This is a genomic window from Yoonia sp. 208BN28-4 (assembly GCF_037543925.1).
GTDB lineage: Bacteria > Pseudomonadota > Alphaproteobacteria > Rhodobacterales > Rhodobacteraceae > Yoonia.
Genome location: NZ_JBBIFY010000002.1, coordinates 572,244 through 585,555, shown reverse-complemented (window position 1 = coordinate 585,555; position 13,312 = coordinate 572,244). Strand labels below are relative to the sequence as shown.

The window sequence follows — 13,312 nt, the reverse complement described above, 5'->3', positions numbered from 1 at the left end:
GTGATCGCCTTACAATTAGTGGATTTCAGCAACGAGTTCCGCTTGCGCGTCACCCAGCTGGTCTTTGTCGAGGTATTTGCCTTCGCTATCCTCGCCTTCTTTGAACTCCAGATAGGAGCGGTAGAAGAACGCGACGGCTTGCAACATCACCATGAACGTGAAGGTCACCAGCAGCACTTTGAACAGGAAGTAGGCGTTAAAGCCGTTGGGCGAAAAGCCGATTGTCTCGACGTTCCAGCGCAACGCCCGCGCCTTGCCGATCAAGCGGTCAAGGCTGTCGGATGCGGACGGGTTTGGCACCACCAGAACGCGCCACAGGAAGAACCAGCCATAAAGCCACGTCAGCATGGCGGCAGGGATCATAAAGATCATCGAGCCCATCATGTCGATCACGCGCTTGGCGCGGTAGCTGATCGCGGAATAGACCAGATCGACACGCACATGCCCGCCCTGCACAAAGGTGTAGGTTGCACACAAACAGACGATCATTGCGTTATAAAGCTTCAGTTCTTCCGACCACCAACTCACGTCATGGGTCACGGTCATACCGAAACCGATACTGATCTCGGACACCGCAAAAACGCGCTGCATAAAGATGATGACGATCTGCTGAAGGACCATTGCAAGGCCCGCCCACGCAAAGAAGCGACCCACCGTGTTGGCGAACCCTTCAAGGACGCGCACAACGCCCCACATAAAACGGTTGAAGATCAGACCCGCGATTGTCACGCAGAGAAAGAGGAAGAAAACCACAAAGAACAACTGCTCTGACGCGCCGTAGTAGATGAACCGCATCAGCGATTCCTTTACGGCGGCGTCCGGCATAGCGGCATTCGTGTAAGGCACCCACGCCAGCCATTCGGATGGATGTGTGAGGGCGTAAATCAGATTGTATGGGGCTTCCAGTAAGTTGCCGGACAGGTATTGCAGCGCACCGTCGGACTGGAATTTATCAAGACAGCTTATGGTGTCCTCGGTCGTGGCACGGAAAAATCCCGTGCAGGCAATATCGTCTTCCATGATGCCCCCATTTGGCTGCGCGGGGGCCCGAGTCCTCTGGCCCGCTCCGCGCGACGTCTGTTCGCAATGGCCCCACACCTAACAGGCATGGGGCCATCTTTTGTTGATCTGGATCAAACCGTTACCGGTTTAGCCCTTGATACGGTCACGCTGTGCAGTGAACGCGTTGTCGGACTGCGACACCCAGCTGGATGTGTTGGAAACAGACGCGTCATGGCTCTCACGGATACGCGCGTAAAGCTCGTCACCCATGAATTCGTCCAGTGCTTCGTTCGACGCAGTACCAAACGCATCCCAGACGTCATCGGGGAATTGCATGATCTTTGTGCCCTGCGAGCGCAGACGATCAAGAGCCGCACCGTTTTCAGCCGCCGATTGCGCCATGCTCCAGCCGTGTGTGGCCATTGCTGCGTTTTCGATGATCTGCTGGTGCGCAGGCTCGAGGCTTTCCCAGACATCAAGGTTGACGGCTGCCGACAAAGCCGAACCCGGCTCGTGGAAACCACCTGTGTAGTAGAACTCACACACCTCTTGCAGGCCAAGACGCTCGTCCGCGAACGGGCCGATCCACTCGGCGCCGTCGATGGCACCGGAGGCCAGCGCCTGATAGATTTCGCCGCCCGGTACGTTCTGTACGGATGCGCCTGTCAGACCCAGCGCTTTGCCGCCCAGACCTGGCATACGGAACTTCAGACCCTGCAGGTCAGCCGCAGAGTTGATCTCTTTGGAGAACCAGCCACCAGGCTGTGCGCCGGTGGAACCACACAGGAACGACTTCAGGCCAAAGATGGAGCCCAGCTCGTCGTGCAGCTCTTTGCCGCCTGCATGCTGGTACCATGCGTTATGCTCTTGTGCAGTCGCGCCGAATGGCACGGCTGTGAAAAAGTAGTAACCGGGGTGCTGACCACCAAAATAGTAGTCGGCCGAGTGGTACATATCGGCCTGACCGGCAGATACCGCGTCAAACACTTCGAATGCACCCACAAGCGTGCCCGCTGGGCGCTTGTCGATTGTCAGGCTGCCGCCGGACATGATGTTGACCTGATCGGCGAAACGCTGTGCAGCGTCATCAAAGATAGCGAAACCGTCAGGAACAGATGTGACCATCGTCAGTGTGCGGCCAGCCTGCGCGATTGCAGGTGCAGCCAGCGTTGTTGCGGCTGCGGCTGTGCCACCCAACGCGGAATTTTTTAGAAAAGAACGGCGATCCATGTGGTTTTTTCCTCCCATTAGTCACCTGCGACAGGCGAAAAGCGCGTCGCGGGCTGATCGTTACGTAGGCGGATGCTAGCCAATGGACCCGGCGACCGAAAGACGTAGTTTGCCAAAGATGCCCCTTTTTGTCATTTTTTCTGACCAATTTGCCGTTTGTTTGCGCTAACCTTTTTGATGCCCGTCGCAAGGGACGAAATTTGCACAAAATTTCCGCTATTTCGCTCAGGCGCGCTACTGACGATTCGGGGTAAGGAGTGGTTCACGTTCCGCGTGTCGGGCATCTTTTCGGTATCGTATGGGCAAACGATTTTTTGCTCGCCACACTGCCAATGATTGTCGCTGTGGCGCCGATCGCGCTGGTCGTCATATCCGGAAGCCGCCAACTGGCCAGGCGAGAAGAGATGAGCAATTACCTGTCCATCGTGCGAACTGTACGCGATGCTTTACGGGCAGGACGGGTATCTCTTTGTCTATGATTATGACGGCACTAACCTTGTGGCACCGCGCCAGACATCGCTTATCGGCCAGAACTAGGCGGGACCATAAAGTCGCAACGGCGTCCCCATCACCGGCCGCATCATGGAGATCGCCGGCTCTGGCGGCGGGTCGAATACCTTTGTCTCGCCAAAGCCATCGACCGGTCAAACCGCGCAAAGGCACCATCACTGCATTTGACCTTACGGAGCGGCTGCGCCGCACGCGATTTTATGGTTTGGGGCGCTGCCCCCGTCTGCCTGTGGCAGCCTCCCCCGAAGTATTTGTATCCAAAAGAAGCAGGCACGTCCTGCGCAAATGCACAGCTGCGCGCTCTGGCAAATTGTAAACAGGCCCTTAGGTTGCGGGTAACACAATTCATAAAAGGCCTTGCCATGACCGATACCTACACTCCGCCCAAAGTCTGGACCTGGGACGCTGAAAGCGGCGGCAAGTTTGCCAGCATCAACCGCCCCATCGCAGGTGCGACCCACGACAAGGACCTTGAGGTCGGTAAGCACCCACATCAGCTTTATTCGCTGGCCACGCCCAACGGGGTGAAGGTCACCATCATGTTCGAGGAATTGCTGGAAGCAGGCCACAAAGGCGCTGAATATGACGCGTGGTTGATCAACATTCAGGACGGCGACCAATTCGGGTCCGGCTTTGTGGGTGTGAACCCCAACTCGAAGATCCCTGCGCTGATGGATCACTCCACGCCCACGCCCACCCGTGTGTTCGAGAGCGGTGCAATCCTGTTGTACCTGGCCGAGAAATTCGGGGCATTCCTGTCCTCCGATCCGGCCACGCGCGCTGAGACGCTAAACTGGCTGTTCTGGCTACAAGGCTCGGCGCCCTATCTTGGTGGCGGGTTTGGTCACTTTTACGCCTATGCGCCTGAAAAGTTCGAATACCCGATCAACCGCTTTGCGATGGAGGCCAAGCGCCAGTTGGATGTGCTTGACCGGCGGCTGGGGGAAAGCGCGTATCTGGGTGGTGACGACTATTCGATCGCGGATATGGCAACCTTCCCTTGGTATGGCGCACTGGTGCACGGGCTGGTTTATGACGCGGCAGAGTTTCTGGATGTGGCAAGCTATGAGAATGTCATGCGTTGGGCCGATGCCATTGCCCAACGTCCCGCCGTGATCCGCGGCAAGAAGGTGAACCGCGCATGGGGAGAGCCGTCAGACCAACTGCACGAACGCCACGACGCCGCCGATTTTGACACCAAGACCCAAGACAAGGTCGCAGGTGACACGGACAGCTAACGGCCAAAACTGTCGACGCGCACATGCAGCGCGCCGACAGTTTTGATTGAAACGTGAAAGACATCTGGTAGCGTTGACCCCAGGGAAACGGAGATCCAGATGTCATTTCAAAAAGCTTTTATCGCGACAAGCGCCTGCCTTGCCTTATCCGCATGTGGTGGCACCACCACCGACGGCGACATGGTGCAGGGTATCAACCTAACCGGCACGCAAACATCCAATGGATTGCTTCAAGGAGTCATCCTGCCGTCGAACGCCGATATTCCATCGCTGCCGGTTGCTGGCCAAGAGGTTCTGAACGACTTTATCGCGCTGAATGAAAACGGCATGAACCCCACGCCGCCCACCGTTGGCAAGCCGGAATTTGAAGGCCAGTTTGGCGCGTTGGTGACGGACTTTGATTCCGGAACTGTTCTGGCCACCGTCACCGGCGCAATCGGCTTTACCGGCGATTTCGAATTCGGGTCATCGTCCATCATGGGCACGGTTGACGATCTGAGTGCGACGCTGGCGGATCGCGGCGTGGTTGACACCAGCGGTGAGCTGATCGTCAACCTTGCGCGGCGCGAGGATGATTTTGACGGGTTGATCCAAGGCAACATCACTGTCGATGGAGAGCCTGTGATGATCGATACCCGCGTCGACGGCACCTTCGTGAACCCGCAATACCGTAACGCCATCGGCAGCTTTGCAGGGCAAGCACGCTATGATGACGGCGGCGAGGATCAGGTGAACGGCGTGTTTGTCGCCGACCAACGCTAGATACCGCTGCATCAGAATTTCTTGACACATAAGCGCCGGACCCGCATCGTTTCGGACGTCCGGCGCAATTCAGGCGCGGGCTATCTGACAATTGCATAAGGGGACGGACGTGAGGGCTGTAGTTTGGCGTGTGGAGTGGCTGACGCTTGGCCTGATTGTTTGCGCAACAGCCCTGTGGTTTGCCGCTGGATTGCTCTGGACAACATCGCTGTGGTGGGTCGGTCTGCTGATGATGCCGTTTCTGGCCGCATTCCATACGTCATTGCAGCACGAGACGATCCATGGCCATCCGACCCCATGGGCTTGGCTGAATGAATGTCTGGTCAGCCTGCCACTTGCGGTCGTCTTTCCATACCGCCGCTACCGCGATCTGCATCTGCGCCACCACCGCGATGAACATCTGACCGACCCTTATGAGGATCCCGAAAGCTATTTCTGGTGCGAGGCGGATGTGCACCGGATGAACGACTTTGCCCGCCACCTGTTTGCGCTGAACAATACCTTTGTCGGGCGGCTGCTGATTGGGCCGGCTTTGACGATTGTCGGCTTCACCCGCACCGAACTCGCTCGTCTGCGCCAAGGCGAAGCGGGCGTACGCATGGCGTGGGCGCTACACGGTGTCGGCCTGATCGCTGTTGTCTGGATTGTCACGGCGGTCTTTCAGATGCCCATGTGGGTCTATGCGCTCTGCGTCATCTACCCTGCCCTGTCGCTCACCGCGATGCGGTCCTACGCGGAACATCAGGCGGCTGAAAACGTGGGCGCGCGGTCGGCGATTGTCGAAACCCACCCCGCGCTTGCGCTGCTTTACCTGAATAACAATCTGCATATCGTGCACCACGCCAGTCCCGCGACACCGTGGTATGACATTCCCGCACTGTACCGCGAACGGCGCACGCAATATCTTGCCGCCAATGAAAACACACTTTTCAAAGGCTATCGCGATATCGCGCGCCGCTTTGCGTTTCATGTCAAACAGCCTGTCGACCATCCGCTGATGTATCGCACACAGGCCCAAACGCAGATACACACGCGCGAAAACGCATAAACTGCGGCATTATGCCCAAATGTGAAATAAAATTACCAAAAACCGCATCCGTGCGACATTTTCTCCAGATCTGGCGGTTGACCCCGACCCAACGCATGGTAATGTCCGCCACAGACAAAGGAGTTCACGATGCAATCTGTCGTCGTCATTCTAGGATACACGCGCATGGGCCGGTAACGGTATAGCCATCTAGCTAACCCCATGCGCCTCCGACATCCTCGGGGGCTTTTTTGTGAGACACGATAACTCAAGACGCGAAGGACGCGAGCGATATGACAAAGTCCATGACGGGCGCAAGAATGGTAGTGCAGGCCTTGGTTGATCAGGGCGTGGACGTCGTCTTTGGTTACCCCGGTGGTGCGGTCCTTCCGATTTACGACGAGATTTTCCAGCAAAACCACATCCAGCACGTATTGGTGCGCCACGAACAGGGCGCGATCCATGCCGCCGAAGGCTACGCGCGATCAACCGGTAAGGTTGGCGTGGCGCTGGTGACATCGGGTCCTGGTGCGACGAACGCTGTGACGGGCCTGACGGATGCGCTGATGGACAGCATCCCGATTGTTGTGCTGACGGGCCAAGTGCCGACGTTCATGATCGGCACAGATGCGTTTCAGGAGGCCGACACCGTCGGCATCACCCGCCCCTGCACCAAACACAACTGGCTGGTGAAAGAGACCGATCAGCTGGCCAACACGCTGCACGAGGCGTTTCACGTGGCCACATCGGGCCGCCCCGGCCCTGTGCTGATCGACATCCCCAAAGACGTACAGTTTGCCACCGGCACCTATGCCCCGATGAAGGCGATGGAAACGCATTACCGCCCCAAGGTGAAAGGCGATATCGACGCGATCACCGAACTGGCCCGCGCGATAGAAACCGCCAAGCGCCCGATCTTCTATACAGGCGGCGGCGTCATCAACTCTGGCGATGCGGCAACACAACTGCTGCGCGAACTGGTCGAGGCGACAGGCTTTCCGATCACGTCCACACTGATGGGTTTGGGCTGCTATCCTGCGTCCGGCGACAAGTGGCTGGGCATGCTGGGCATGCACGGTCTCTACGAGGCCAACATGGCGATGCACGACTGTGATCTGATGATCAACATCGGCGCCCGCTTTGATGACCGCATCACAGGTCGCGTTGACGATTTCAGCCCGAAGTCAAAGAAGGCGCATATCGACATTGATCCGTCATCGATCAACAAGGTGATCCATGTGGATATGCCGATTGTTGGTGACGTGGCCCACGTGCTTGAAGACTTGCTGAAGGTCTGGAAAGCGGGTGGTCGCAAGACCAACAAAGAAGAGGTCGTGAAATGGTGGCGCCAGATTGACGAATGGCGCAGCATCGACTGTTTGAAGTTCAAGCAGGAAGGCAACATCATCAAGCCGCAGTACGCGCTTTCACGGCTTGAGGCGCTGACCAAGGACCACGACCGCTATATCTGCACCGAAGTGGGCCAGCATCAGATGTGGGCCGCGCAGTATCTTGGTTTTGAAGCGCCGAACCGCTGGATGACCTCCGGTGGCTTGGGCACGATGGGCTATGGCTTTCCCGCGTCTATCGGCGTGCAAATGGCCCACCCCGAAAGCCTTGTCATCAACGTCGCTGGTGAAGCGTCGTGGCTGATGAACATGCAGGAACTGGGCACGGCGATGCAATACCGCCTGCCCGTCAAGCAATTCATCCTCAACAACGAACGTCTGGGCATGGTGCGCCAGTGGCAGGAACTGCTGCACGGCGAACGCTATTCCTCCAGCTGGTCGGAAAGTCTGCCCGATTTCGTGAAACTGGCCGAAGCGTTTGGCGCGAAAGGCATCCAAGTGGATGATCCTGCCGATCTGGATGATGCGATCATGGAGATGCTCAACCACGACGGTCCGGTGATCTTCGACTGTCTGGTGACCAAGCACGAAAACTGCTTCCCGATGATCCCGTCGGGCAAACCGCACAACGAAATGCTGCTGGGCGAAGCGTCAACCAAAGGTGCCATCTCCGGCGCGGGCGAGGCACTGGTATGACCGATTTCACCCGTTTTTCCGGTGCACGCGCTGTGCACGTCCGGTGCACGCTTGGTGCACACCACATTTGTCGCAATAAAGGGACGCAATCATGTCTCCGCTAAAACTCAAAAAAGGCGCGTCCAGCCACTCCGCCTATGATCTTAAATCCGGCTACGGCGACGGGATCGAACAGCACACGCTCGCTGTGATCGTAGAAAACGAACCGGGCGTTCTGGCGCGTGTCGTCGGACTATTTTCGGGCCGTGGCTATAACATCGAAAGCCTCACCGTGGCCGAGATCGATCACACGGGTCACCGCTCGCGCATCACGATTGTCACGTCCGGCACGCCGCAGATAATCGAACAGATCAAGCTGCAACTGGGCCGGATCGTGACGGTGCATCAGGTCCACGACCTGACCGTCGAAGGGCCAACCGTTGAACGCGAACTGGCGCTGTTTAAGGTTGCAGGTCAAGGAGATAGCCGGATTGAGGCTATTCGTCTGGCCGACATTTTCCGCGCCAATGTGGTCGACAGCACGCTGGAATCCTTCGTGTTTGAAATCACGGGGACGCCGGAAAAGATTGACGCATTTGCCGATCTGATGCGCCCGCTGGGATTACAGGAAGTTGCCCGCACAGGTGTGGCCGCTTTGGCCCGCGGCGCTGACTCACTGGTCTAAGACCCGCGCACAAAAAAACCCGCGCCGAAGCATCCGGCGCGGGCTTTTTATTGTCATCACAACGCTTTAGCTGTCGTTGTCGATGTTGATGTCCTGCAAGCTGGACACGTCGCTGTCGCTTGTAGCGATCCGCCCAGCTTCGGTGGCGTCCAGCACATTGTTACGGTCGATATCGAGCGCGTTGAACTCTGCCAGCCCCAGATCCGGATACTGCGCCTGCGCTTGTGCCAGCGTCAGGCCGGCTGCGGGTGATGCAACGGCAACCGGTGTTGGCGCCATGTCGCAGGCGGCAAGACCGAGCACGGCAACTGCGGGGATTGCGAGAGATTTGAATGACATCGTCATGATAATTCCTTTCGTCTTTGCGTTGCTTAACCAACCCAAACCCGACCAAATGGTTCCAGACGCGCTGCAACCCCCCGCGCCCGATTGGGGCGAAGCGCGGGGGGCGCATGGGCTTTGCGTGACGCGATGCGCCGCGTTAGCCATCCGATACAGGCAAGATGCCTGCTTCGACCCCAACCGTGATTTCATCTGCATCCAGCAGACCGTCGCCTGACGTATCAAGCACGGTGAACTGGTCCTCCGTCATTTCAGGCATGATCGCCTGAACTTCGGGAAAGCTGTACATCCCGTCACCGTTCACGTCGATGAGTGGATCGGTTGCCTGCGCCAGCACCGGGGAGGTCAGCAAAAGCGCAAAAGCAGCAGGGACGTACATCGATGTTTTCAGGGTCATTGTGTCGTTCTCCATTTGGATTGCGAAGGCGGGAGTGCCTTCATCGGTAAGCCTGAGCGGTCTGGCCCCACCCCGCCAGCACGGACCAGTTAGCAAGCGAAAATGGGCGCGTCATCGCCAGATCAAACCACTTTGCTACGCGGCGTTCGGCCCACAAAATTCGTTGATCCGGCATATGGCAAAGTTGCGCACAGTCCTGTTGCGCAGATCAGCGAACTCCGGCCATATCGCTGCCCTGTCGTCATGCAGCGGTTTCAGGCCACACTGCGGGTTTCGCCTTGCCCCGCCCTGCCCCACGCGGCACTGTCTGGGCAAAGATCACAACGGTCGAAAGAAGCTCTATGGCACCTCGCAAAATCATCATCGACACCGATCCAGGACAGGACGACGCCGTCGCGATCCTACTAGCGCTTGCGTCACCAGACGACCTCGACGTGCTGGGCGTCACAGCGGTTGCGGGCAACGTGCCGCTGCCACTGACGCAAAAGAACGCGCGGATTGTGTGCGAGCTGGCCGGCATGCCCGAAACCAAGGTTTTTTCAGGATGCGATGCGCCGATATCTCGCAAGCTGGTGACGGCAGAGCATGTGCACGGCAAGACCGGGCTGGATGGCCCACAGATGGCAGACCCGACGATGCCGCTGCAAGACCAGCACGCGGTGGACTTCATCATCGACACCTTGCGCGACCATAATGCAGGCACTGTCACCCTTTGCCCATTGGGACCGCTCACAAACATCGCCACGGCGTTTGAAAAGGCGCCGGACATTGTAGGTAAGGTGCAAGAGATCGTTCTGATGGGCGGCGGGTTCTTTGAGGGCGGCAACATCACACCCGCAGCCGAGTTCAACATCTATGTTGACCCAGAGGCTGCCAAGATCGTTTTTGACGCGGGCGCACCAATCACGATGATGCCGCTTGACGTCACCCATCAGGCGCTGACCACGCAGGCGCGGGTTGATGCCTTTCGCAATCTCGGCACCCCTGTTGGTGATATGGTCGCTGCTTGGACCGATTTTTTCGAACGCTTCGACAAGGAAAAATACGGGTCCGAGGGGGCACCTCTGCATGACCCTTGCGTAATTGCCTATCTGATCCAGCCCGAGCTTTTTGAGGGCCGTCATATCAACGTCGAGATCGAAACATCCTCGGAGCTGACGCTTGGCATGACCGTCGCGGATTGGTGGCGCGTCAGTGACCGCCCGCCAAATGCCACTTTCATGCGCCAGATTGATGCAGACGGATTTTTCGCGCTGCTGGCAGATCGGTTGGCCCGCCTGTGACTGCTGCGATTACACTTGCCAGCCCAGACCACCAGCAGGTTGTGTTGGGGCTGATGCTGCGCTGCCATGAAGAGCGCGGTATCGCGATGGATGATGCCGCCCGCGAAAAGGCCCTAGCGCCCTTGTTGGACGAAAGCCCGTTGGGTGCGGTCTGGCTGATCGGACCGATCCGTGCGCCATTGGGTTATGTCGTCGTGACATTTGGCTGGTCCGTCGCGGATGGCGGCATGATCGGATGGATTGAAGATGTTTTCGTGCGTCAATCGGTGCGTCGCCGCGGGATTGGCACCGAAGTGCTACACGCCGTTAGCAAATCCTTGTCGCAGGCCGGCATTCAAAGACTGCGCGCTGCGGTGCCTTCTGATGAAAGCCCTGCTGCGCGCTTGTGCCACCGGATCGGCTTGCGCGATGGTCAAACTGTACATGTCATGTCCGACACCGCATGAAAATCCCGTTCGACAATACCTACGGCGATCTGCCCGCCCAGATGTTTACACGTCTTAGGCCGACCGCTGTTAGTGATCCAAGTCTGATTGCGTTTAATGCGGCTCTTGCTGACGATCTGGGGATCACCGCCGGAGATGATGCGCAGATCGCCACCGTGTTCAGCGGAAATCAGGTGCCAGACGGGGCCGATCCACTGGCACAGCTTTATGCTGGCCATCAGTTCGGCAACTGGAATCCGCAGCTTGGCGATGGTCGTGCGCTCCTTTTGGGTGAAGTGACCGACAAGAACGGCACGCGGCGTGATATCCAGCTTAAAGGCTCTGGCCCGACCCCTTATTCGCGCAGCGGTGACGGGCGCGCGTGGCTTGGCCCTGTCCTGCGCGAATATCTTGTATCCGAAGCGATGCATGCCTTGGGCGTGCCGACAACACGCGCCCTTGCCGCAGTGCGCACCGCCGACACCGTGATCCGCGAAACGCTACTTCCCGGTGCGGTTCTGACCCGCGTTGCCAGCAGTCACATCCGTGTCGGCACATTCCAGATTTACGCCGCGCGCGGCGATAAAGAGGCGCTTGCGGCGCTCTATGACTATACCGTGGCCCGCCATTATCCCGACGTGACAGACCCATCTGGACTGCTCACAGCTGTCTTGCACCGACAGGCTGCGCTGGTCGCCCGCTGGATGGGGCTTGGCTTTATTCACGGGGTGATGAACACCGACAATGTCTCGGTCGCGGGAGAAACCATCGACTATGGCCCCTGCGCATTCATGGACACCTATCACCCTGACACTGTCTTCAGCGCGATCGATCAATACGGGCGTTATGCCTATTCAAACCAACCCGGCGTTGCCGTCTGGAACTTGACGCAATTTGCCACGGCGTTGATCCCGCTGATGCCCGATCAGGATGAGGCAATCGAAAACTTCACTACGATTATCAACACCTTTTCAGACGTATTCGACGGTGCGCGTCGCGATGTTTTTGCAGCCAAGCTGGGCCTGACAGATGCCACCGCTGATGACAATGCGCTGATCGATGATTTTCTGACGCTGATGGCGCGTGACGGTGCAGATTTCACCAACAGCTTTGCCGCACTGGCGACGGATACGCTCAAAGACCAGTTCGTTGATCAGCCAGCCCTTCAGGCGTGGGAGACCCGCTGGCGCAGCCGTCTGACCGATAACAGCTCCGCCATCATGGCCAAATCAAACCCGTTGATTATCCCACGCAACCATCATGTAGAGGCCGTGATCGCGGCAGGTGTCGCGGGCGACGATGCCCCTTTTCACGCGATGCTGAATGCGGTGACCCGGCCATATGCGGCATTGACGCCCGAAACAGCACCTTTCGCGCAACCACCAGCGCAGGGTGAAGCTGTTACGCAGACGTTCTGCGGGACCTGACGGGCCGGTTAATCAGCACAATACCCGCCGCCACAAGGATCAGTGCGACAATCAAATCGGCGGTGATTGCCTCATCCAGCAGCAGCCACCCAAGCGCCACGCTAAGAACAGGCGACAGAAAGCTGAAGGATGCCACACCAGAGGCCGGGTAAATCGACAGAAGCCACAGCCAGAAAATGAAACCAGCGCTGACAACGATGATGATCTGGAACGCCAGCCCCGCAAGGTGGATCGGTTGAAGATCACGGATCAGATCACCCGTAAACAGCGACAGCACTAACAGGATCGGCGCTGAAACGGCCACCTGCCAAAACAACTGTACTTCGGGTTTGACGGTGCGCAAGTCCGTGGCTTTGACCAAAAGCGCGGTCAGCGCCCAGCCGATGGCGGCCCCTAATGCCAACAGATCGCCCCAGATGTTGCCCACCCCGTCAGGTCGCGTCAGGATCGCCACAGCAACGCCAGCAAATGCACAGAGCAATCCCATCGCCTTAAGCGGCGTCAACCTGTCATCGGGCAGCCAGATGTGCGCCATCAAAGCCAGCCACAACGGCATGGAATAGAAAATCACCGACGCCCGCGATACCGCTGTTAGATCAAGCGCGATAAAAAGACATGTGAACTCAAACGCGAACACGCAACCCAAGGCCGCGCCCAGTGCCGCGATGCGCGGATTGCGTCCCAAAGGGATGCCGCGATACCGCATCCACGCATAAACACAGACCGCCGCCCCCAAAGACCGCAGGCCAGCAAAGAATATCGGTTGAAAGCCGCCATTGGTGACCTTGATCACGACCTGATTGAAGGCCAGCAACAGGGCAAAGCCGGTCAGCGCCACCGCGCCAAAAACATCGATTTGGGATTTCTTTTCCATCCGGTCAACAGGGGTTCGACAGGATACAAAGTCAAGCGCAACCCGATGGCTTTGACCGAAATTTCGTACCTACGAGAGCTTGCGAC

At 57.9% G+C, this 13,312-nt stretch carries 14 protein-coding genes; 9 read left to right on the top strand and 5 right to left on the bottom strand.

Annotation, left to right across the window (positions count from 1 at the left end):
- Positions 1 to 15 precede the first annotated feature (15 nt).
- Positions 16 to 1,020, bottom strand: coding sequence for a TRAP transporter small permease subunit (locus tag V8J84_RS09090; RefSeq protein ID WP_339930259.1), 1,005 nt, complete (start codon positions 1,018 to 1,020; stop codon positions 16 to 18).
- Positions 1,021 to 1,149: 129 nt separating this feature from the next.
- Entirely contained in the window at positions 1,150 to 2,232 is a 1,083-nt protein-coding gene (locus V8J84_RS09085) for a TRAP transporter substrate-binding protein (RefSeq protein WP_339930257.1), read from the bottom strand.
- A gap of 441 nt (positions 2,233 to 2,673) precedes the next feature.
- Between V8J84_RS09085 and V8J84_RS09080 the strand changes: the two genes are divergently transcribed.
- The 6 genes from V8J84_RS09080 (at position 2,674) to ilvN (ending at position 8,478) form a co-directional block, all read left to right on the top strand.
- Complete coding sequence (locus V8J84_RS09080; RefSeq protein WP_339930255.1) at positions 2,674 to 2,769, top strand: cache domain-containing protein; 96 nt, start codon at positions 2,674 to 2,676, stop codon at positions 2,767 to 2,769.
- A 335-nt stretch (positions 2,770 to 3,104) separates the two neighbouring features.
- Positions 3,105 to 3,980, top strand: a complete 876-nt coding sequence (gene yghU, locus V8J84_RS09075; RefSeq protein ID WP_339930253.1) for a glutathione-dependent disulfide-bond oxidoreductase — start codon at positions 3,105 to 3,107, stop codon at positions 3,978 to 3,980.
- Between the two features lie 99 nt (positions 3,981 to 4,079).
- Entirely contained in the window at positions 4,080 to 4,742 is a 663-nt protein-coding gene (locus tag V8J84_RS09070) for a hypothetical protein (RefSeq protein WP_339930251.1), read from the top strand.
- A gap of 109 nt (positions 4,743 to 4,851) precedes the next feature.
- Positions 4,852 to 5,790, top strand: a complete 939-nt coding sequence (locus V8J84_RS09065) for a fatty acid desaturase (protein WP_339930249.1) — start codon at positions 4,852 to 4,854, stop codon at positions 5,788 to 5,790.
- 272 nt (positions 5,791 to 6,062) lie between these two features.
- A complete protein-coding gene (locus tag V8J84_RS09060; RefSeq protein ID WP_339930247.1) occupies positions 6,063 to 7,814 on the top strand; it encodes an acetolactate synthase 3 large subunit in 1,752 nt (583 codons plus the stop codon).
- Between the two features lie 91 nt (positions 7,815 to 7,905).
- Complete coding sequence (ilvN, locus tag V8J84_RS09055; RefSeq protein WP_339930245.1) at positions 7,906 to 8,478, top strand: acetolactate synthase small subunit; 573 nt, start codon at positions 7,906 to 7,908, stop codon at positions 8,476 to 8,478.
- A 66-nt stretch (positions 8,479 to 8,544) separates the two neighbouring features.
- Here ilvN and V8J84_RS09050 read toward each other — a convergent pair whose 3' ends face one another.
- Both V8J84_RS09050 and V8J84_RS09045 read right to left on the bottom strand, forming a co-directional pair.
- A complete protein-coding gene (locus tag V8J84_RS09050; protein WP_339930243.1) occupies positions 8,545 to 8,823 on the bottom strand; it encodes a hypothetical protein in 279 nt (92 codons plus the stop codon).
- A 136-nt stretch (positions 8,824 to 8,959) separates the two neighbouring features.
- Positions 8,960 to 9,217 carry a hypothetical protein gene (locus V8J84_RS09045; protein ID WP_339930241.1) on the bottom strand — a complete coding sequence of 86 codons (258 nt, stop codon included), beginning with the start codon at positions 9,215 to 9,217 and terminating at the stop codon, positions 8,960 to 8,962.
- Between the two features lie 341 nt (positions 9,218 to 9,558).
- On the opposite strand from V8J84_RS09045, the gene V8J84_RS09040 reads away from it, so the two are divergent.
- From V8J84_RS09040 to V8J84_RS09030, 3 genes are read left to right on the top strand one after another with little or no spacing between them, the layout of a single operon-like run.
- The gene (locus V8J84_RS09040) at positions 9,559 to 10,500 is read left to right on the top strand and encodes a nucleoside hydrolase (protein ID WP_339930239.1); all 942 of its coding nucleotides are present in this window, start codon (positions 9,559 to 9,561) and stop codon (positions 10,498 to 10,500) included.
- Positions 10,497 to 10,946, top strand: a complete 450-nt coding sequence (locus V8J84_RS09035) for a GNAT family N-acetyltransferase (RefSeq protein ID WP_339930237.1) — start codon at positions 10,497 to 10,499, stop codon at positions 10,944 to 10,946. The genes V8J84_RS09040 and V8J84_RS09035 overlap by 4 nt, the downstream gene beginning before the upstream one ends.
- Positions 10,943 to 12,352, top strand: coding sequence for a protein adenylyltransferase SelO (locus V8J84_RS09030; RefSeq protein ID WP_339930235.1), 1,410 nt, complete (start codon positions 10,943 to 10,945; stop codon positions 12,350 to 12,352). Before V8J84_RS09035 ends, V8J84_RS09030 begins: the two co-directional genes overlap by 4 nt.
- Here the strand turns inward: V8J84_RS09030 and V8J84_RS09025 are convergent.
- Positions 12,327 to 13,226, bottom strand: coding sequence for a DMT family transporter (locus V8J84_RS09025; RefSeq protein WP_339930233.1), 900 nt, complete (start codon positions 13,224 to 13,226; stop codon positions 12,327 to 12,329). The genes V8J84_RS09030 and V8J84_RS09025 overlap by 26 nt on opposite strands.
- Between the last annotated feature and the right edge of the window lie 86 nt (positions 13,227 to 13,312).